Raw genomic sequence first — 19,273 nt, 5'->3', positions numbered from 1 at the left:
GTATATGGCGAATTTTAGAGCGCATCGAAAAGTCGCACACTCTGCCCATGAATACCTTTCTCGCATTTTACCAGAACCTCGGCCCCGCCCTTACCTTGCTGGTGATCGGCACCTTCCTGCTGGCCGGTACGGTCAAGGGTATCATCGGTTTGGGGCTGCCCACTGTCGCCATGGGCATGCTCGGCCTGGCTATGTTACCGGCGCAGGCTGCGGCATTGCTGATCATCCCTTCGATCGTCACCAACCTGTGGCAATTGGCATTTGGCGGGCACCTGAGTGCTTTGCTCAAGCGCCTTTGGCCGATGTTGCTGCTGATTTTCCTCGGCACCGGGCTGGGCACGGTGTGGCTGGGGATGGACGGCGGGCAATGGGTGGTGCGCGCACTGGGCGCCGCGTTGCTGGTGTATGCACTGAGCGGACTGTTCCTGCCCACGTTCAAGGTCAAGGCCCGGACCGAGCGTTGGCTGGGACTGGTGTGCGGGCTGATCACCGGCCTTATCACCTCGGCCACCGGTGTGTTTGTGATTCCTGCCGTGCCGTACCTGCAGGCGCTGGGTTTGAATCGCGATCAACTGGTGCAGGCGTTGGGGTTGTCGTTCACGGTATCGACCCTGGCCCTGGCCGCCGGTCTGGCCTGGCGCGGCACCTTGGGCGCTGGTGCAATCAACGCCTCGTTGCTGGCCTTGGTGCCGGCGCTGCTGGGCATGTGGCTGGGCCAGGTGGTGCGCCAGTGCATCAGTGCGGTGCTGTTCAAGCGGGTATTTTTTATCGGCATGGCACTGCTGGGCGGGCATTTGCTGATCGGCGGTTAACAATTAGCGATCCATTCGTTCCTTGTGGTCAAAGGTATTTTGCCCGGTGACCGCTTATTCCGAAGGGCCGAGGTGGATAGTCTGCGTCCAGACATTTTCAACCTTCTGGATGCCTCCCATGAAAAAAGTACTCCTGCTCAACGGCGGTAAAAAATTCGCCCACTCCGACGGCCGCTATAACGCCACCCTGCATGACACCGCCTTGGCGGTGTTGGACCGAGGCGGTATCGACGTCAAGGTCACCCATATCGACGAAGGCTACGACGTGGCCGAAGAGGTCGCCAAATTCCTCTGGGCCGATGTGATCATCTACCAGATGCCCGGGTGGTGGATGGGCGCGCCCTGGATCGTCAAGAAGTACATCGACGAAGTCTTCACCGAAGGCCACGGCAGCCTGTATGCCAGCGATGGTCGCACCCGTTCCGACGCCTCGCAGAAATACGGCAGCGGTGGCCTGGTCCAGGGCAAGCACTACATGCTGTCACTGACCTGGAATGCACCGCAGCAAGCCTTCGACGATCCGACCGACTTCTTCGAAGCCAAGGGCGTGGATGCGGTGTACTTCCCGTTCCACAAAGCCAACGAGTTCCTCGGCATGACCGGCCTGCCGACCTTCCTGTGCGTGGACGTGATGAAACGCCCGGCCATCGAGGTGGATGTGGCGCGCTACGAACAGCATCTGGCGCGGGTGTTCAACCTCTCGGTGTAAGCTGCGGTACACCGATAACGAGGACCGCCCGTGAAAGCCCGATCCGATGAGCTACAGATCTTCGTCAGCGTGATTGAGTGCGGCTCGATTTCCGCCGCCGCGGAGCAGGTCGGGCAGACGCCGTCGGCGGTCAGCCGCACCCTGTCGCGCCTGGAAGCCAAGCTTGAGACCACGCTGATCAACCGCACCACGCGGCGCATGGACCTGACCGAGGAGGGCAAGTACTTCTTCGAGCAGGCCAAGCTGATCCTGGCGCAGATGGACGAGCTGGAAGAGCGCCTGTCGTCACGCCAGAAAAACCCCGCCGGGCGCCTGCGCATCAATGCCGCCGTGCCGTTCATGCTGCATGGGATCGTGCCCTACATCGCCGAATTCCGCCGTTTGTACCCGCAGATCCAGCTGGAGTTGAACAGCGATGACCTGATCATCGACCTGCTGGAACAGAGCACCGATATTGCGATTCGCATCGGTGCCCTGGCCGACTCCACCCTGCATGCGCGATCCTTGGGCTGTACGCCGCTGCATATCCTCGCCAGCCCCGACTACCTCAAGCAGTACGGCACGCCGACGACGGTCGCCGAGTTGGCTGACCATACCCTGCTGGGCTTTACCCAGACCGAAACCCTCAACCACTGGCCGCTGCGCCATGTGGAAGGTGACCGCTGGCTGATCGAGCCCAGCGTGGCCGCGTCCAGTGGTGAAACCCTGCGCCAGTTGGCGTTGGAAGGGCAGGGCATTTGTTGCCTGTCGAACTTCATGACCGTCGAAGACATCAATGCCGGGCGCCTGGTGCCGGTGCTGGAGGCGTTCAACAGCGGGTATCGCCAACCGATCCACGCGGTGTTCTACCGCAACTCGCAATTGGCGCTGCGCATCCAGTGCTTCCTGGACTTTATCCAGGCCAAGCTGGCGCGGTATGCCTGCTGATTCGTGACCCTCACGCAAGAGTGAATTGGGCGGTGCGGGCTTATTCGTCAGGGATGAGTCCGCAACAATGGAGCCATCACTTACCCCGTCAGGAGCACTCTCCATGAACGTATTCATTACCGGCGCAGCCGGTTTTATCGGCGGTTCCATCGCCACCGGCCTGGTCAAGGCTGGTCACACGGTTACCGGCCTGGTACGCAGCGCCGGGCAAGCGGCTGAAATGACTGCCCTGGGCATCAACCCGGTGATCGGCACCCTCGACGATGCTGCTGTGTTGACCGAGCAAGCGCACAAAGCCGATGCAGTGATCAATGCCGCGAGCAGCGACCATCGTGCCGCGGTGGAAACCCTGCTGGCCGCACTGAAAGGTTCGGACAAGCCATTCCTGCACACCAGCGGTTCGAGCATCGTGGGGGATGCGTCGGGCGGTAAGTCCAGCGATGTCATCTATTTCGAAGACAGCCTGCCGGAGCCGACCGTCGACAAGGCTGCCCGCGTGGCCATCGACAACCTGATCCTGGCGGCCGCAAAAGACGGCGTGAACTCAGCAGTGATCTGCAACACCCTGATCTACGGCCACAGCCTCGGTGTGAAGCGCGACAGCGTGCAACTGCCGCGCTTGCTCAAGCAGGCACGCAAGAGCGGCGTGGTGCGCCATGTGGGCGCCGGGCAGAACATCTGGTCCAACGTGCACATTGAAGACGTGGTGGCGCTGTACCTGCTGGCACTGACCCGCAACGTGCCGGGCACCTTCTACTTTGTGGAAAGCGGCGAGGCCTCGTTTATCGACATGACCACGGCGATTGCCCAAGCCCTGAACCTGGGCCGGCCGCAGGATTGGCCATTGGCCGAGGCTGAGGCCGAGTGGGGCTATGAAATGGCCAACTATGGCCTGGGCTCCAACAGCCGCGTGCGTGGCAGGCATGCCCGGGAGTTGCTGGGCTGGGCGCCGAAGCGTACGTCGGTGGTGGAGTGGATTCGTCAGGAGATGGTCTAAGTTTTCCGCCGTTTAGTTGTGGCCAGCGGGCCTGCCCGCGTCGGGCTGCGAAGCGGCCCCCTGTCAGTAATCGCATACATTCAGACAGAAATACGGTGAATGGTTTTGGGGCTGCTTCGCAGCCCAACGCGGGGCAAGCCCGCTCACTACAGGGTGTGTGCTTGCCTTAAAAATCTGGCCCCACCGCGCTCAATTCCGTACCATTCCCCGCCTTATCCCCCGCAATGCCCTGGTACCTCATGAACCTCACCCGTCTGCGCGCCGATGCCCTGGCCGGCCTCACCACGTCTTTCGCGCTGCTGCCCGAGTGCATCGCCTTTGCCCTGGTGGCTCACCTCAACCCGCTGATGGGGCTGTACGGCGCCTTTATCATTTGCACCCTCACCGCCTTGTTCGGCGGCCGGCCGGGCATGGTGTCCGGGGCGGCAGGCTCGATGGCGGTGGTGATCGTCGCGCTGGTGGTGCAGCACGGCGTGGAATACCTGCTGGCCACGGTGCTGCTGGGCGGGCTGATCATGGTTGCGTTCGGCCTGTTGCGCCTGGGCAAGCTGGTGCGCATGGTGCCGCACCCGGTGATGCTGGGGTTCGTCAACGGCCTGGCGATCATCATTGCCCTGGCCCAGTTGGAACATTTCAAGAACGGTGAACGCTGGCTCAGCGGCATGCCGTTGTACGTGATGACGGGCCTGGTGCTGGTGACCATGGCCATCGTCTACCTGCTGCCGCGCATCACCCGTGCGGTGCCGCCAGCCCTGGTGGCGATCCTTGGCGTGGGCCTGGCCGTGTACCTGCTCGGCCTGCCGACCCGTACCCTCGGCGACATGGCCCACATCGCCGGCGGCCTGCCGGCCTTCGCGCTGCCGCAGATCCCCTGGACCCTGGAAACCCTCGGCATCATCGCCCCTTATGCGTTCCTGATGGCCATGGTCGGCCTGCTGGAAACCCTGCTGACCCTGAACCTCACCGACGAAATCACCGAGACCCGTGGCTATCCTGACCGCGAGAGCGTGGCCCTGGGCGCGGCGAATATGCTCTCGGGCCTGTTCGGCGGCATGGGCGGTTGCGCGATGATCGGGCAAACCGTGATCAACCTCAGCTCCGGCGGGCGCGGACGTTTCTCCGGGGTGTTCGCCGGGGTGATGATCCTGCTGTTTATTTTGTTTCTGTCACCGCTGATCGAGCGGATCCCGCTGGCGGCGCTGGTGGGGGTGATGTTCGTGGTGTCCCAGCAGACCTTCGCCTGGGCGTCCCTGCGGGTGATCAACAAGGTGCCGCTCAATGATGTGCTGGTGATCATCGCAGTGACCGTGATCACGGTGTTCACCGACCTGGCCACCGCCGTGCTGTGCGGCATCGTGATCGCAGCACTGAACTTTGCCTGGCAACAGGCCCGTGAGCTGTACGCCGATGCGCATTTGGAAGCGGATGGCAGCAAGCTCTATCGCCTGCACGGCACGCTGTTCTTTGCCTCGACGACGCCGTTCCTGAACCAGTTCGACCCGGCCAACGACCCCGCCCAGGTGACGCTGGATTGTCGTCACCTGAGCTTTGTCGACTACTCGGCGATTGCCGCGCTGATGACCCTGCGCGAGCGCTACAGCAAGGCCGGCAAGCATTTGCGCGTGCTGCATTTGTCCGAACGCTGCAAGAAGCTGCTCAAGCGTGCGAGGGTGCATCACGACTGATTTTATGGCCCGACCAGGTCTTCCAGTTCCTGGGCGCGGGTCTGGGTCATGTCCAGCACGCAGCCGGTGCCGTTGACCTGGTCGATGGTGCCGCCAGTAGCCGAGCCGGCGAAGGCACAATTGGCGTCACGGTACTTGATCCACAGGCGCTGCAGGTCCTGCAGTTGCTGCCTGCGGTTGCCTTCCTGGGCGGCGAGGGCGGTTTTGTAGGCTTTGTTCAGGCGCGTGTCCTGCACCTTGGTTTCCTTGACGTTGCAGCTGACCATGTCGGCAGTGGTGTTGGCGCCGTCCATGCATTTTTTCAGCGCCGGGTTGTCGGCGGCGGCGGCAGTGCCGCACACGGCGAGAAGCAGGGCGCCGGCGGCGAGTGTCGTACGAATCATGCTCGATTTTCCTGGCAACGGTGGATGTGCATTCTATGACTCAAGGGTATTCGTTGAGTTTCCAGCCTTCTCTGATCTTCATGTAAGAACACCCCCCGGATTTTCATGCACGGCCCTTGGGCATACCCCAACGCGACAGCGCTTATCCGTGGGCGAAAGTTACTTTCATAAAATTTGAAAATGCTCCTCGGTAATGATTTATGAGTTTCACAACCAATTCGACGTGACCCTTTCCGAGGAGTACCGCATGGCCGCATCACCGGGCTTCGGGCTGTTGGCATACGCTGCCATCGCCATCATTGCTTTGATCGTGCTGATCGCACGTTACCGGCTCAACCCGTTTATCGTCATCACCCTGGTGTCCATCGGCTTGGCGCTGATGGCCGGGATGCCGGCTGACACCATCATGGGCTCCTACGAGGCGGGCGTCGGCAAAACATTGGGGCATATCGCCCTGGTCGTGGCGCTGGGCACCATGCTCGGCAAGATGATGGCCGAGTCCGGTGGCGCCGAGCAGGTGGCGCGCACCCTGATCAACCGTTTCGGCGAACGTAATGCCCATTGGGCCATGGTGTGCATCGCCTTCCTGGTGGGGCTGCCGCTGTTTTTCGAAGTGGGCTTTGTGCTGCTGGTGCCAATCGCCTTTACCGTGGCGCGGCGCGTGGGGGTGTCGATCCTGATGGTCGGCCTGCCGATGGTTGCCGGCCTGTCGGTGGTGCATGCGCTGGTGCCGCCGCACCCGGCGGCGATGATGGCCGTGCTGGCGTATAACGCGTCGGTGGGGCAGACCGTGCTCTATGCGATCCTCATCGGTATACCCACGGCGATCATCGCCGGCCCGGTGTACGCCAAATTCATCGTGCCGCGTATTCACCTGCCGGCGGAAAACCCGCTGGAACGCCAGTTTATCGAGCGTGAACCTCGTGAGCGTTTGCCGAGCTTTACGCTGACCATGGGCACCATCCTGTTGCCGGTGGTGCTGATGATGATCGGCGGTTGGGCCAACGTGATCTCCACCCCGGGCAGCGGCTTCAATCAGTTTCTGCTGTTTATCGGCAACTCGGTGATTGCGCTGCTGGTGGCAACCCTGGTGAGTTTCTGGACCCTGGGCCTGGCGCAGGGCTTCAACCGTGAGTCGATCCTCAGGTTCACCAATGAATGCCTGGCGCCGACCGCGAGCATCACCTTGCTGGTGGGCGCGGGCGGTGGCCTGAACCGGATCCTCGTGGATGCAGGCGTCACTCATGAGATCCTCGGCCTGGCCCACGCGTTTCAGTTGTCGCCGCTGGTGATGGGGTGGCTGTTTGCGGCCTTGATGCGCATCGCCACAGGTTCGGCCACGGTGGCCATGACTACCGCATCCGGCGTGGTTGCGCCGGTCGCCCTGGGCCTGGGTTATCCACACCCGGAATTGCTGGTGTTGGCGACTGGCGCGGGTTCGGTGATCTTTTCCCACGTTAACGACGGCGGCTTCTGGCTGATCAAGGAATACTTCAATATGACGGTGATCCAGACCTTCAAGACCTGGACCGTATTGGAGACGCTGATCTCTGTGGTTGCCTTCGGTCTGACTTACGGTCTGTCCTGTATTTTGTAACCCGGAGCCTTCATGGACATCCTCTACCAGATCCGCGCCCGTCAGGATTCCTTCAGCGCCGGCGAAGGGCGTATCGCCAGGCTGATGCTGGAGGATGTGGGCTTTGCCGCCTCGGCCAGCCTGGAAGAGCTGTCCCAACGGGCCGAGGTCAGTACCGCGACGTTGTCGCGGTTTGCCCGCAGTGTCGGTTGCCGGGATTTGCGCGACCTGCGCCTGCAACTGGCCCAGGCCAGCGGCGTCGGCAGCCGCTTCCTGGACCCGGCGGGGCTGCCTGAACAGTCGGCATTTCATCGGCAGATTCTCGGCGATATCGAAGCGACGTTGCGCCAGCACTTGTCGGGTTTCAACCAGGCCAGCTTTGTCGATGCGGTCAACCTGCTGGGCAAGGCGCGGATGATCCACGCGTTCGGCATGGGCGGGCCGTCGAGTTTGTGCAGCGATGAATTGCAGGTGCGCCTGGTTCGCCTGGGCTACCCGATTGCCGCCAGCCACGACCCGGTGATGATGCGTGTCACGGCGGCAACCCTGGGGCCGGAACACGCGCTGATTGTCTGCTCGCTCACGGGCCTCACCCCTGAGTTGCTCGATGTGGTGGCGCTGGCACGCAACTACGACGCGCGCATCGTCGCCATCACCCTGGCCGACTCACCCCTGGCGCAGTTGGCGGATGTGCTGCTGCCGCTGCAACCGGCCGAAACCAGTTTTATCTACAAACCCACGGCGGCGCGCTACGGCATGCTGCTGGCCATCGACCTGCTCGCCACCGAACTGGCGCTGGCCCTGCCCGACGACAACCAGGAACGCCTGCGCCGGATCAAGCTGGCCCTCGACGATTATCGCGGCGGCCCTGACCGCCTGCCGCTTGGAGATTGACATGACGTACGACACGCTGATTCGCCAGGCGCTGATCATCGATGGCAGCAACACCGAAGGGTTTGTCGCCGATGTGGGGTTGCGTGACGGGCGCATCGAGACCATTGGCGACTTGTCGACGGCGGTGGCCTCGCATGAAATCGATGCGACTGGCCGTGTACTGGCGCCGGGCTTTATCGATGTCCACACCCACGACGACACGGTGGTCATCCGCCAGCCGCAGATGCTGCCCAAGCTCAGCCAGGGTGTGACCACTGTGATTGTCGGCAACTGTGGCATCAGCGCCTCACCGGTGAGTTTGCGCAGCGATCCGCCGGACCCGATGAACTTGTTGGGCAGCGCTGCGGCGTTTGTTTATCCCCGGTTCAGCGACTATCGCAGCGCCGTTGAAAGCGCTCATCCAGCGGTCAACGTCGCGGCATTGATCGGTCACACGGCGCTGCGCAGTAACCACATGGACGACCTGCATCGCACCGCCACACCGGATGAAATCGCCGCCATGCGTGTGCAGTTGCACGAGAGTCTCGAGGCCGGCGCCCTCGGTTTATCCACCGGCCTGGCCTACGCCAGCGCGTTCAATGCCGAGACCGATGAGGTGCTGCAACTGAGTGAAGAACTCACGGCCTTCGGTGCGGTGTACACCACCCATTTGCGCAGCGAATTCGAACCGGTGCTGGAGGCCATGGACGAGGCTTTTCTGATCGGCCGGCACGCACAGGTACCGGTGATCATTTCCCACCTCAAATGTGCGGGCGCGGGGAACTGGGGGCGTAGTCCGCAGCTGTTGGCAGCGTTGGAGTCGGCGGCGAAAACCCACCCGGTGGGGTGTGATTGTTATCCCTACGCGGCCAGTTCTTCGACCCTGGACCTCAAGCAGGTGACCGACGCGTTTCGCATCACGATTACCTGGTCGACGCCGCACCCGGAAGTGGGAGGGCGCGACTTGCAGGACATTGCCGGCGAATGGGACGTCTCGTTGATGGACGCCGCTCGTCGTCTACAGCCTGCGGGGGCGGTGTACTACGGGATGGATGAAGCGGATGTGCGACGCATCCTTGCGCATCCATTGTCGATGGTGGGGTCTGATGGGTTGCCCGAAGATCCGTTTCCACACCCACGCTTGTGGGGGGCGTTTCCACGGGTGCTGGGACATTTCAGCCGGGATGTCGGGTTGTTCCCGTTGCACACCGCCGTGCACAAGATGACCGGCTTGTCGGCAGCGCGTTTTGGGTTATCCGAGCGTGGTGAAATTCGTGAAGGGCACTGGGCCGACCTGGTGTTGTTCGACCCGTTGCGGGTGCGGGATGTGGCGGATTTCAATGAGCCACAGCGGGCGGCGCAAGGCATTGACGGCGTGTGGGTCAACGGCGTATTGAGCTACAGCGATGGCCAAGCGAACGGTCAGCGACCGGGGCGCTTCCTGGCGCGCAGTGGGGATTTGCGTGGTGGGTTTTCGACTCTATAGTGGGCGCTTTCATACACGGAGCGATTGTCATGCACTTAGGAAAAGTCACCCCCATCCTGCGGATTTTCGATGAGGCCAAGGCCTTGGAGTTCTACGTCGACTTTCTGGGGTTCAAGGTCGATTGGCAGCATCGTTTCGAGGCGAACTATCCACTCTATCTGCAGGTTTCGCTGGGCGATTGTGTGCTGCACCTGTCCGAACATCATGGCGATGCTTCGCCGGGCGCGGCGGTGCGGATTCAGGCGCAAGGGGTGGACACGTATCAGCAGCAGTTGGCGGGCAAGGATTACCGTTACGCCAAGCCTGGGGTTGAGGAAACGCCTTGGGGATCGCGGGAGATGAGCATCAAGGATCCGTTTGGGAATCGGGTGGTGTTTGTTGAGGAAGGTGAGGGCTGAGAGGTAAATCGCAGGCAATAAAAAACCGCCTTAGTAGGGCGGTTTTTTATTGCAATCCCGGTTAGTAGCTGGGGTTGCATATTCAGCGGAAGCTATGACCAGCGAGAAGAATACTACTGCCGATTGTCGCGCCCCGCAAGGACTGGCCAAGGCCGACGGTTTTCACGCATTTCACTGAATGTTATAAAAAACGGTGGCAAGAATTGGCAATAAATTAGCGGACCTCCGCGGAGGGTTTTCTCATCTCCCGTCACACCTTCGATGAGGATGTTGGTTAGTATCACCCCGTTCCAAGTATGTCGTTTTGTAGGTGGCTGGGTATGCGCGCGGAATTATGGACCGAACGCCACGGGCTAGTAATCCGTGCCGGATTTATGCGGGAGGAACCAAAGCCCGGCCGCCTCATCGGAAGCTATGACCAGCATCCTAAGGCCCACATGTTCCGGTAAGTGTGCTGGAGGTAAGGCCCAACTCACGGAGGGCCGAGTATGTCTAGGTTTGCACGACGTACATGGAACCTCGTAGTGAACTGCCTACGTGCTTATCACGTATGGAAGTTCCTGCGGGACAGCTTCGATGACTGCTAACGTCTGAGAGGTGGAGCCGCCTCGGTATATGCCGAGGCGGCTTTTTGATTTCTTACACCCGGAAGTGACTGACCATCTGCTGCAACTGGCTACCCAAACGCGCCAGTTCCACGCTCGATTTCGCCGTTTCATTGCTCGCGGTGGCGGTCTGCTCGGACACATCACGCACATTCACGATGCTGCGGCTGATCTCTTCGGCCACGGCGCTTTGTTGTTCGGCAGCGGCGGCGATCTGCTGGTTCATCGACTGGATGTTCGACACCGTGCGGGTGATGTTTTCCAGGGACACACCGGCCTTGCGCGTCAGTTCGACACTGCTGTCGGTGAGGCTGCGGCTGTTGTTCATCACGTTGGCAACTTGCTGGGTGCCGTTCTGCAAACCGGCGACCAGGCCTTCGATTTCCTCGGTGGATTTCTGCGTGCGCTGGGCCAGGCCACGCACTTCGTCGGCGACCACGGCAAAGCCACGACCGGCTTCACCGGCACGCGCCGCTTCGATCGCTGCGTTGAGCGCGAGCAGGTTGGTCTGTTCGGCCACCGCCTTGATCACGTCCATCACGCTGCCGATCTTGTTGCTCTCTTGTTGCAGGTGCGCCATGGCATCGGTGGAACGTTCCACTTCGGCGGCCAGGCGTTCGATCTGGGCGATGGCCTCGGCTACCACTTTATCGCCTGCGCGGGCCTGGCCGTCAGCGTCGGCGGCAGCCAGAGAGGCTTGCTCGGCGTTGCGTGCGACTTCCTGCACGGTGGCGGTCATTTCGTGCATTGCCGTGGCGACCTGATCGGTCTCGATCTTCTGGCTGTTCACACCGGCGCTGGTCTGCTCGGTGACGGCCGACAACTCTTCGGCGGCACTGGCGATCTGGGTCACGCCGTCGCGAATCCCGCTGATCAGTTCACGCAAGGTGGTGCCCATGCGCTGGATGCCTTGTTGCAGTACGCCCAGTTCATCGCGACGGGTGACCTGGATATTGTGGCTCAGGTCGCCGGAGGCGATGCGCTCAACCACAGCCAGGGTTTCCTGCAGTGGACGGGTGATCTGGCGGGTGATCACCAGTGCCGCGATGATACCGACCAGCAGTGCCAGCAGCGTGCTGATCAACTGCAGGCTACGGGCCTGGGCACTTTCGGCGTCGCGACGATCCAGCTGGATGTCGTAGAGCTTGTCGCTGATGGTGACGATATCGGCGCCTTGGGTGGTCATTTCGGCACGGGCAGCCACGATATTGGCGTTGGCCGTCTTGTAGTTTTGAACGGCTGTGCGATAGGCGCCCAGGGCGGTTTCCAGGGCGCTCAGCGCGCTTTGCTGGCTGGCGCCGAATGCGACACTGAGGCCTTTCAAGCCGCCGATGGCTTTCTCGATTTGTGCCGCAGCGCGGGCTTCGGTGTCCGGGTTGACGTTGTTGGTGTAGCCACGCACTTCGTAGCGGGCCAACTGGAACGCCTGCTTGGCGTTGGTCACCGCCTGGAACTGAGTGAAGCGCTCCGGGCTGTCGGGTATCTGCTGCACGCTGGTGTCCAGCGCATCGATCTGGGCGTTGGCGATATCGGCCTTGTCCCCCATGACCTGGCGAGCAGCGTTGCCGTTACGGTAAGCCTCACGCATTTTGTTCAGGGATTGCTGATAAGCCGTGATGATGGCTTTCTGCTCGTTGAGCAGCTTGACGTTTTCCGGGCTCTTGAAGCTGTCCAGGAGTTTCTGTTGCTGGGCAGCAAAGGCATCCAGGCTGGTCTGCACGTTCTGCGCCACGGCTTCATCACCGTTGGCCAACATGTATTGCAGGCGCACGATGCGCAGTTTGGTCAGCGACGCGTTGAGCTGGGTGATATCGCTCATCCAGTTACTACGGTCGATCAGGCTGCCCAGGCTGGTCCAGCCGGTGAAGGCCAGGATTGAGGTGAGAACCAGTACCAGGCCGAAGCCCAGGCCCAGTTTGAGGTTGACGCTGATGTTACCGAACCAGCTGTTCATCGAATGCTCCGCGAAGGTGATTTTTTGTCTGCTGGACGGTGTTGTTGTTTGAGCCAGCCAAAGTGTGTAGCGCTGTATCGGCGGGGAGGGTTGAATCTGAAGCGCTTTTATTGCGCGTGCGACGAAGGGTCGCGATCCCGGTGCCGTGCCGCGGTGGGGGGCTCATCACCAGCAGGTCTTGTGTGCTAGTCTGCTGGCCCTTTTAGTTCAGGGCGGCGCGCACATCACTGTTTCCAGTGCTGCCCTACAGCGGAGCCTCTTCATGTCCGAAGTTAATCTGTCCACCGACGAAACCCGCGTCAGCTACGGTATCGGCCGTCAGTTGGGCGACCAACTGCGCGACAACCCACCACCGGGTGTGAGCCTGGACGCGATCCTGGCTGGCCTGACCGATGCATTCGCCGGCAAACCAAGCCGTGTTGACCAGGAGCAAATGGCCGCCAGCTTCAAGGTCATCCGCGAAATCATGCAAGCCGAGGCTGCTGCCAAGGCTGAAGCCGCCGCTGGCGCTGGCCTGGCGTTCCTGGCTGAAAACGCCAAGCGTGATGGCATCACCACCCTGGCTTCCGGCCTGCAATTTGAAGTGCTGACCGCTGGTGACGGCGCCAAGCCGACCCGTGAAGACCAGGTTCGTACTCACTACCACGGCACCTTGATCGACGGCACTGTGTTCGACAGCTCCTACGAGCGTGGCCAGCCTGCAGAATTCCCGGTAGGCGGCGTGATCGCCGGCTGGACCGAAGCCCTGCAACTGATGAATGCCGGCAGCAAATGGCGCCTGTACGTGCCGAGCGAGTTGGCTTACGGCGCTCAAGGCGTTGGCAGCATTCCGCCGCACAGCGTGCTGGTATTCGACGTCGAACTGCTCGACGTTCTGTAAGACCTGCTGGTTACCTGTGGGAACGGGGTCGTTCGTTCCCACAGTGTTTTGCCGGTGTGTTCATGGATGGAACTTGCCATTGAGCTCCGTCGCCGGGCGCAACGCTCGGGCATAGCAGAACAGAAACAGATTACGCACCACTTCCTTGAGCACTCCTGGTTCACTCGAACTCAGGCCGTTGACGTCCAGGTCACCCTGATCCTGCAATTCATTCAGCGCTTCTTCTTCCAGCACCGCACAGACTTCGCCGGTTTCCCGATGAAGGATGCGCAGGTAAGGGTGTGGGCGGTCGAGCCAGGCATCTATCAAATAAGTCATGGGTACATCTCCTTGATGGGTTTCAATGAGAATAATTCTTATTCGTAGAATAGCAAGTGCCTATTGGCAGTTTCCTGGTTTTTCTGTGTGGATATTGCGAGGGGTCAACGGGGAGGGCAAAACGCCATCCCGCGCGGGCGCGGGATGGATGCAGCAGGTTCAGACTTTGCGCACGAACTCGGACTTGAGTTTCATCGGGCCGATACCGTCGATCTTGCAATCGATATCGTGGTCGCCGTCGCACAGGCGGATGTTCTTGACCTTGGTGCCGACCTTCACGACCAGGGACGTACCCTTGACCTTGAGGTCTTTGATCACGGTGATGGTGTCGCCGTCCTGCAGGACGTTGCCCACAGAGTCTTTCTTCACGGTTTCATCGCCGGCCACTTCGGCCTCGCCATTGGCGGACCACTCATGGGCGCATTCCGGGCAGATCAGCTGGGCGCCGTCTTCATAGGTGTATTCGGAATTGCATTTCGGGCAGGGTGGCAACGTGCTCACTAAAGCTCCTTGAGATTCAGGGATGACTAAAAGTCGCACATTATATAGGGTTTTGTGATGTTGCAGGCTGTATGAAATCCAAATGTGGGAGGGGGCGTGCCCCCGATGACGGTGTTCCAGTCGATACATCGACCGGCTGATCCACCGCTATCGGGAGCAAGCCCCCTCACACATTGGTCTTGCAGGTATGTTTTAGTGAGTACGCGCGACCGCAAACTCACTCAGCTCAACCAGGGCATCCCGGTACTCGCTGGCCGGCAGGGCTTGCAGGCACTGGATCGCACGGGCCACGTAGTCACGCGCCAGTTGCGCGGTGTACTCCAGGGAACCGGACGCTTCCACGGCAGCGCGGATGGCCTCCAGGTCTTCGATCCCGCCTTTCTGGATCGCCTTGCGCACCAGGGCCGCCTGTTCCGGCGTGCCTTCGCGCATGGTGTAGATCAGCGGCAAGGTCGGTTTGCCTTCGGCCAGGTCGTCGCCGACGTTCTTGCCCAGGGTTTCTGCATCGCCACGGTAGTCGAGCAGGTCGTCCACCAGCTGGAATGCCACGCCCAGGTGATCACCGAAGGTCCGCAGGGCTTCGGCCTGCTCGGCGGTCGCGCCACAGAGCGCGGCGGCACTGTGTGTGGAGGCTTCGAAGAGCATCGCGGTCTTGCCGCGAATCACTTCCATATAGGTTTCTTCGGTGGTGCTGGCGTCGCGAACCTTGGACAGCTGCAGCACTTCGCCTTCAGCGATGATGCGCGTGGCCTGGGAAAGAATCTTCATCACCGGCATCGAGCCCAGCTCGACCATCATTTCGAACGAGCGCGAGTACAGGAAGTCGCCCACCAGCACGCTCGGGGCATTGCCCCACATCGCATTGGCGGTCTCGCGGCCACGGCGCATGCCGGACATGTCGACCACGTCGTCATGCAGCAGGGTCGCGGTGTGCAGGAATTCGATGGTGGCGGCCAGCAGGCGCAGGTCATCGCCTTCGCGGCCCAGGGCCTTGCCACACAGCAGCACTAATAAAGGACGCAGGCGTTTACCGCCCGCCGACGTAATGTAGTCGCCAATTTTGGAGACCAGCGGCACTTTAGACGTCAGCTGCTGCTTGATGATGCCGTCGACGGCGCTAAAATCGTCCGCGACCGCGCGGTAGAAAGCTTGGGGTTGCATCAGCGACAGTCGCTCCAGAAGGGTTGCGCGGCATGCTAGGACCCTGACCCCCGGGTGTCAAGGCGCGATAGACGGCCACTTGCAACACCCATTTACCTTGCGTACAATCGCGCACCCTGAACTTCCTGGGCAGCACCTGCCTTACGCAATTGCATTCGGGACGTCCATCCCATGCAGCCATGCCAGCCAATACCTCTTCTTATAAAGCGCTGGGTGAGCAGGATTATCGGAGAAATACCATGTCGTACGCAGTAATTGTTACTGGTGGCAAGCAATACAAGGTCGCCCCAGGTGAATACCTGAAGATCGAAAAACTGGAAATCGCTACCGGCGAATCCGTTACCTTTGATCGCGTTCTGTTGGTCGCCAATGGCGATGACGTGAACATCGGCGCTCCAGTTGTTGCTGGCGCTACCGTTGTGGCTGAAGTGATCTCCCAAGGTCGTCACGATAAAGTCCGCATCATCAAGTTCCGTCGTCGTAAGCACCACATGAAGCGTATGGGCCACCGCCAGTGGTACACCGAGATCAAAATCACCGGTATTCAGGCTTAATTTCAGCCTAATTCCTCACTAGGAGAATTGACTCATGGCACACAAAAAAGCTGGTGGTAGTACCCGTAACGGTCGCGACTCAGAAGCCAAACGCCTTGGCGTTAAGATGTATGGCGGCCAGAAAATCATTCCGGGCAACATCATCGTGCGTCAGCGCGGCACCCAATTCCACGCCGGTTACGGTGTTGGCATGGGTAAAGATCACACCCTCTTCGCGAAAATCGAAGGCGTGATCAAGTTTGAAGTAAAAGGCGCGTTCAACCGCCGTTACGTGAGCGTTGTCGCCGCTTAATTGCGCGATCGCTGGAAAAGCCCTGTCTTGCGACGGGGCTTTTTCGTTTGTGGAGTGAGTCTCTTGCAAAGCTGTTTGTAATGGGCTCAAGCAGCTGGATTTGCGGCTGTTGATTGAGGTCGCTGCGCTCATTTTTGCAAGAGTCTTATGTCTTGGTTTCTTAAGCTCGTCCGTGCGGCGAGAGGCGTTTTGTTATGAAGTTCGTTGATGAAGTTTCCATCCGAGTAAAAGCAGGCGACGGCGGTAACGGTTGCATGAGTTTCCGTCGCGAAAAATTCATCGAAAACGGTGGCCCCAACGGCGGTGACGGCGGTGACGGCGGTTCCATCTACATGATGGCCGACGAAAACCTCAACACCCTGGTGGACTACCGTTACACCCGGCATTTCGATGCCGAGCGTGGCTCCAACGGCGGCAGCACAGACTGCACCGGTAAAAAAGGCGAAGACCTGGTACTGCGCGTACCGGTCGGCACCACGATCATCGACTCCGCGACCCAGGAAGTGATTGGCGACCTGACCAAGGCCGGCCAGAAACTGATGGTTGTACAGGGCGGTTGGCACGGTCTGGGTAACACCCGATTCAAGTCCAGTACCAACCGTGCACCGCGCCAGACCACGCCGGGCAAGCCGGGCGAGCAGCGTGACCTGAAGCTGGAAATGAAAGTACTGGCTGACGTGGGCCTGCTGGGCCTGCCGAACGCCGGCAAAAGTACCTTCATCCGCTCGGTGTCGGCCGCCAAGCCGAAAGTCGCCGACTACCCGTTCACCACCCTGGTGCCAAACCTGGGCGTGGTCAGCGTCGACCGCTGGAAAAGCTTTGTGATCGCCGACATTCCCGGCCTGATCGAAGGGGCTTCCGACGGCGCAGGCCTGGGGATTCGCTTCCTCAAGCATTTGTCCCGCACCCGTTTGCTGCTGCACCTCGTCGACATGGCGCCCTTGGATGACACCAGTGCACCGGACGCCGCCGAAGTGATCGTCAGCGAGCTGACCAAGTTCAGCCCGGCCCTGGCCGAGCGTGATCGCTGGTTGGTGCTGAACAAGTGCGACCAGATCCTCGAGGAAGAGCACGAGGAGCGCGTCAAGGAAATCGTCGATCGCCTGGAATGGACCGGTCCGGTCTACGTGATCTCGGCGATCGCCAAAGAAGGCACCGAGCGCCTGACCCGCGACATCATGCGCTACCTGGAAGACCGTGCCGACCGTCTGGCGGCCGACCCGGTATTCAAGGCCGAACTCGCCGAACTCGATCAGCAGATCGAAGACGAGGCCCGTGCCCAGTTGCAAGCCCTGGACGACCAGCGTGCCCTGCGCCGCAGCGGCGTGAAGTCGGTCCATGACATTGGCGACGATGATTGGGACGAAGAAGACGTGGATGACGAAGACGGTCCGGAAATCATTTACGTGCGCGACTGATCCGTTGCGATAAACTTGAACGCCGCTCCCAGGAGCGGCGTTTTGGTATCCGGGTATAACGTTATGGGCGGCGCTGGGTCGCGCGGCCCTCAATCTAAGGTTGAAGATGATGCGGAGCAAAGTGACAGGTGCGCAGCGCTGGGTCGTAAAGATCGGAAGTGCGCTGCTGACGGCAGATGGCAAAGGCCTGGATCGTGCAGCCATGAGCGTCTGGGTCGAGCAGATGGTGGCCTTGCATGAAGCAGGTGTCGAGTTGGTGCTGGTGTCGTCCGGGGCAGTTGCCGCCGGGATGAGCCGCCTCGGCTGGACCGCGCGACCCAGCGCGATGCATGAGCTGCAAGCCGCCGCCGCCATCGGCCAGATGGGCCTGGTGCAAGCCTGGGAATCCAGCTTTGCCGAGCACGGCCGCCACACGGCGCAGATCCTGCTGACCCACGACGACCTGTCCGACCGCAAGCGCTACCTCAACGCCCGCAGCACCTTGCGTGCGCTGGTGGAGCTCAAGGTCATCCCGGTGATCAACGAGAATGACACCGTGGTCACCGACGAAATCCGTTTCGGCGACAACGACACCCTGGCCGCGCTGGTGGCCAACCTGGTGGAGGCCGACCTGCTGGTGATCCTCACTGACCGCGACGGCATGTTCGACGCTGACCCACGCCATAACCCCGATGCCCAACTGATCTACGAAGCGCGCGCCGATGATCCGGCGCTCGACGCCGTGGCCGGCAGCGTCGGCGGCGCCCTGGGGCGTGGCGGCATGCAGACCAAGTTGCGCGCAGCACGCCTGGCAGCACGTTCCGGGGCCCACACCATCATCGTCGGTGGGCGCCTGGAGCGTGTGCTGGATCGCCTCAAGGCGGGTGAGCGCATCGGTACGCTGCTGTCGCCCGAACGCGGCATGCTCGCGGCGCGCAAGCAATGGCTGGCCGGGCACCTGCAAACCCGTGGCACCCTGGTGCTCGACGATGGCGCGGTGTCGGCGTTGTCCCAGGGCAACAAGAGCCTGCTGCCGGTGGGCGTCAAGTTGGTGCAGGGCAGCTTCCGCCGTGGCGAGATGGTGGTGTGCGTGGCGCCCGACGGTCGTGAGATCGCCCGGGGCCTGGCCAACTACAGCGCCCTGGAAGCGCAGAAAATCATCGGACAATCGTCTGACGCGATTGTCGGACTCTTGGGTTACATGGCGGAGCCGGAACTGGTTCACCGCGATAACCTGATCCTGGTCTAAACAAAGGGAATACACGATGCGCGTGATGAAGGGATTGCTCGGCCTGCTGCTGGCCCTGCCGCTGCTGGCTTCGGCCGAAGAAGTTGGCCAGGTGTCGACGGTGTTCAAGTTCGTCGGCCCCAACGACCGGATTGTGGTCGAAGCGTTCGATGACCCCAAGGTCGACGGCGTGACCTGCTATTTGTCGCGCGCCAAGACCGGTGGCGTGAAAGGCGGCCTGGGCCTGGCCGAAGACCGTGCCGAAGCCTCGATCGCCTGCCGTCAGGTCGGCCCGATTCGCTTCAAGGGCGAGCTCAAGGACGGCGACGAAGTGTTCAAGGAGCGCACCTCGCTGGTGTTCAAGACCATGCAGGTGGTGCGTTTCCTCGACAAGAAGCGCAATACCCTGGTGTACCTGGTCTACAGTGACCGCTTGATCGAAGGCAGCCCGCAGAACGCGGTGACGGCGATTCCTATTCTGCCGTGGCCGACCGCTCAGTAATCCGCAGGCGAGTTTTGCAATCGGCGTCTATGATT

19 protein-coding genes and 2 pseudogenes are annotated in these 19,273 nt (G+C 61.0%); 15 read left to right on the top strand and 6 right to left on the bottom strand.

What is annotated here, in order from left to right:
* Positions 1-47 precede the first annotated feature (47 nt).
* The 5 genes from C8K58_RS28995 (at position 48) to C8K58_RS28975 (ending at position 5,130) form a co-directional block, all read left to right on the top strand.
* Positions 48-812, top strand: a complete 765-nt coding sequence (locus tag C8K58_RS28995) for a sulfite exporter TauE/SafE family protein (protein ID WP_092359326.1) — start codon at positions 48-50, stop codon at positions 810-812.
* Between the two features lie 118 nt (positions 813-930).
* A complete protein-coding gene (locus C8K58_RS28990; RefSeq protein WP_027607662.1) occupies positions 931-1,521 on the top strand; it encodes an NAD(P)H-dependent oxidoreductase in 591 nt (196 codons plus the stop codon).
* Positions 1,522-1,551: 30 nt separating this feature from the next.
* Complete coding sequence (locus C8K58_RS28985) at positions 1,552-2,448, top strand: LysR family transcriptional regulator (RefSeq protein WP_065947220.1); 897 nt, start codon at positions 1,552-1,554, stop codon at positions 2,446-2,448.
* 103 nt (positions 2,449-2,551) lie between these two features.
* Positions 2,552-3,445, top strand: a complete 894-nt coding sequence (locus C8K58_RS28980; RefSeq protein WP_092359323.1) for an NAD-dependent epimerase/dehydratase family protein — start codon at positions 2,552-2,554, stop codon at positions 3,443-3,445.
* A 239-nt stretch (positions 3,446-3,684) separates the two neighbouring features.
* Positions 3,685-5,130 carry a SulP family inorganic anion transporter gene (locus C8K58_RS28975; protein ID WP_092359321.1) on the top strand — a complete coding sequence of 482 codons (1,446 nt, stop codon included), beginning with the start codon at positions 3,685-3,687 and terminating at the stop codon, positions 5,128-5,130.
* Between the two features lie 2 nt (positions 5,131-5,132).
* Here C8K58_RS28975 and C8K58_RS28970 read toward each other — a convergent pair whose 3' ends face one another.
* On the bottom strand, positions 5,133-5,513 hold the full coding sequence (locus tag C8K58_RS28970; RefSeq protein WP_065938998.1) for a lysozyme inhibitor LprI family protein: 381 nt from the start codon (positions 5,511-5,513) through the stop codon (positions 5,133-5,135).
* A 247-nt stretch (positions 5,514-5,760) separates the two neighbouring features.
* Between C8K58_RS28970 and C8K58_RS28965 the strand changes: the two genes are divergently transcribed.
* The 4 genes from C8K58_RS28965 to C8K58_RS28950 are packed head-to-tail and all read left to right on the top strand — an operon-like array spanning position 5,761 to position 9,846.
* On the top strand, positions 5,761-7,110 hold the full coding sequence (locus C8K58_RS28965; RefSeq protein WP_223841626.1) for a gluconate:H+ symporter: 1,350 nt from the start codon (positions 5,761-5,763) through the stop codon (positions 7,108-7,110).
* Positions 7,111-7,122: 12 nt separating this feature from the next.
* Entirely contained in the window at positions 7,123-7,983 is an 861-nt protein-coding gene (locus C8K58_RS28960; RefSeq protein WP_027607656.1) for a MurR/RpiR family transcriptional regulator, read from the top strand.
* A gap of 1 nt (position 7,984) precedes the next feature.
* On the top strand, positions 7,985-9,448 hold the full coding sequence (locus tag C8K58_RS28955) for an amidohydrolase family protein (protein ID WP_108574768.1): 1,464 nt from the start codon (positions 7,985-7,987) through the stop codon (positions 9,446-9,448).
* A gap of 29 nt (positions 9,449-9,477) precedes the next feature.
* Entirely contained in the window at positions 9,478-9,846 is a 369-nt protein-coding gene (locus C8K58_RS28950; protein WP_027607654.1) for a glyoxalase superfamily protein, read from the top strand.
* 639 nt (positions 9,847-10,485) lie between these two features.
* Here the strand turns inward: C8K58_RS28950 and C8K58_RS33255 are convergent.
* Positions 10,486-11,079: pseudogene (locus tag C8K58_RS33255) on the bottom strand (methyl-accepting chemotaxis protein); the annotation flags it as partial.
* Positions 11,080-11,340: 261 nt separating this feature from the next.
* Positions 11,341-12,405 (bottom strand): annotated as a pseudogene (locus C8K58_RS33250) (methyl-accepting chemotaxis protein); the annotation flags it as partial.
* Between the two features lie 262 nt (positions 12,406-12,667).
* On the opposite strand from C8K58_RS33250, the gene C8K58_RS28940 reads away from it, so the two are divergent.
* The gene (locus C8K58_RS28940) at positions 12,668-13,285 is read left to right on the top strand and encodes an FKBP-type peptidyl-prolyl cis-trans isomerase (protein ID WP_003176055.1); all 618 of its coding nucleotides are present in this window, start codon (positions 12,668-12,670) and stop codon (positions 13,283-13,285) included.
* Positions 13,286-13,345: 60 nt separating this feature from the next.
* On the opposite strand, the gene C8K58_RS28935 is transcribed toward C8K58_RS28940, so the two are convergent.
* The 3 genes from C8K58_RS28935 to C8K58_RS28925 form a co-directional block, all read right to left on the bottom strand.
* The gene (locus tag C8K58_RS28935) at positions 13,346-13,603 is read right to left on the bottom strand and encodes a hypothetical protein (RefSeq protein ID WP_003194088.1); all 258 of its coding nucleotides are present in this window, start codon (positions 13,601-13,603) and stop codon (positions 13,346-13,348) included.
* A gap of 159 nt (positions 13,604-13,762) precedes the next feature.
* A complete protein-coding gene (locus C8K58_RS28930; RefSeq protein ID WP_003230858.1) occupies positions 13,763-14,104 on the bottom strand; it encodes a zinc ribbon domain-containing protein YjdM in 342 nt (113 codons plus the stop codon).
* A 192-nt stretch (positions 14,105-14,296) separates the two neighbouring features.
* Complete coding sequence (locus C8K58_RS28925; protein ID WP_027607652.1) at positions 14,297-15,265, bottom strand: polyprenyl synthetase family protein; 969 nt, start codon at positions 15,263-15,265, stop codon at positions 14,297-14,299.
* Between the two features lie 239 nt (positions 15,266-15,504).
* Here C8K58_RS28925 and rplU point away from each other — a divergent pair, with 239 nt between their 5' ends.
* The 5 genes from rplU to C8K58_RS28900 all read left to right on the top strand — a co-directional run bounded on the left by rplU (position 15,505) and on the right by C8K58_RS28900 (position 19,238).
* Positions 15,505-15,819, top strand: coding sequence for a 50S ribosomal protein L21 (rplU, locus tag C8K58_RS28920; protein WP_003176051.1), 315 nt, complete (start codon positions 15,505-15,507; stop codon positions 15,817-15,819).
* 34 nt (positions 15,820-15,853) lie between these two features.
* Positions 15,854-16,111 carry a 50S ribosomal protein L27 gene (gene rpmA / locus C8K58_RS28915; protein WP_003176049.1) on the top strand — a complete coding sequence of 86 codons (258 nt, stop codon included), beginning with the start codon at positions 15,854-15,856 and terminating at the stop codon, positions 16,109-16,111.
* A gap of 194 nt (positions 16,112-16,305) precedes the next feature.
* Entirely contained in the window at positions 16,306-17,529 is a 1,224-nt protein-coding gene (cgtA, locus tag C8K58_RS28910) for an Obg family GTPase CgtA (protein ID WP_015885843.1), read from the top strand.
* Between the two features lie 109 nt (positions 17,530-17,638).
* A complete protein-coding gene (gene proB, locus C8K58_RS28905; protein WP_065939004.1) occupies positions 17,639-18,757 on the top strand; it encodes a glutamate 5-kinase in 1,119 nt (372 codons plus the stop codon).
* A gap of 16 nt (positions 18,758-18,773) precedes the next feature.
* Positions 18,774-19,238, top strand: a complete 465-nt coding sequence (locus tag C8K58_RS28900; RefSeq protein WP_027607650.1) for a CreA family protein — start codon at positions 18,774-18,776, stop codon at positions 19,236-19,238.
* Positions 19,239-19,273: the final 35 nt, after the last annotated feature.

Source organism: Pseudomonas sp. GV047 (genome assembly GCF_003058245.1).
GTDB classification, from domain to species: Bacteria; Pseudomonadota; Gammaproteobacteria; order Pseudomonadales; family Pseudomonadaceae; genus Aquipseudomonas; species Aquipseudomonas marginalis.
Note: the sequence above shows the minus strand (reverse complement) of the source record. Positions and strands in the feature narration are given on the sequence as shown.

Coding starts and splice junctions, on each gene's coding strand:
- rplU (WP_003176051.1), top strand. CDS start 15,505: ATGTCGTACGCAGTAATTGTTACTGGTGGCAAGCAATACAAGGTCGCC.
- C8K58_RS28980 (WP_092359323.1), top strand. CDS start 2,552: ATGAACGTATTCATTACCGGCGCAGCCGGTTTTATCGGCGGTTCCATC.
- C8K58_RS28990 (WP_027607662.1), top strand. CDS start 931: ATGAAAAAAGTACTCCTGCTCAACGGCGGTAAAAAATTCGCCCACTCC.
- cgtA (WP_015885843.1), top strand. CDS start 16,306: ATGAAGTTCGTTGATGAAGTTTCCATCCGAGTAAAAGCAGGCGACGGC.
- C8K58_RS28955 (WP_108574768.1), top strand. CDS start 7,985: ATGACGTACGACACGCTGATTCGCCAGGCGCTGATCATCGATGGCAGC.
- C8K58_RS28975 (WP_092359321.1), top strand. CDS start 3,685: ATGAACCTCACCCGTCTGCGCGCCGATGCCCTGGCCGGCCTCACCACG.
- C8K58_RS28950 (WP_027607654.1), top strand. CDS start 9,478: ATGCACTTAGGAAAAGTCACCCCCATCCTGCGGATTTTCGATGAGGCC.
- C8K58_RS28970 (WP_065938998.1), bottom strand. CDS start 5,513: ATGATTCGTACGACACTCGCCGCCGGCGCCCTGCTTCTCGCCGTGTGC.
- C8K58_RS28925 (WP_027607652.1), bottom strand. CDS start 15,265: ATGCAACCCCAAGCTTTCTACCGCGCGGTCGCGGACGATTTTAGCGCC.
- C8K58_RS28900 (WP_027607650.1), top strand. CDS start 18,774: ATGCGCGTGATGAAGGGATTGCTCGGCCTGCTGCTGGCCCTGCCGCTG.
- C8K58_RS28935 (WP_003194088.1), bottom strand. CDS start 13,603: ATGACTTATTTGATAGATGCCTGGCTCGACCGCCCACACCCTTACCTG.
- C8K58_RS28965 (WP_223841626.1), top strand. CDS start 5,761: ATGGCCGCATCACCGGGCTTCGGGCTGTTGGCATACGCTGCCATCGCC.
- C8K58_RS28995 (WP_092359326.1), top strand. CDS start 48: ATGAATACCTTTCTCGCATTTTACCAGAACCTCGGCCCCGCCCTTACC.
- proB (WP_065939004.1), top strand. CDS start 17,639: ATGCGGAGCAAAGTGACAGGTGCGCAGCGCTGGGTCGTAAAGATCGGA.
- rpmA (WP_003176049.1), top strand. CDS start 15,854: ATGGCACACAAAAAAGCTGGTGGTAGTACCCGTAACGGTCGCGACTCA.
- C8K58_RS28940 (WP_003176055.1), top strand. CDS start 12,668: ATGTCCGAAGTTAATCTGTCCACCGACGAAACCCGCGTCAGCTACGGT.
- C8K58_RS28960 (WP_027607656.1), top strand. CDS start 7,123: ATGGACATCCTCTACCAGATCCGCGCCCGTCAGGATTCCTTCAGCGCC.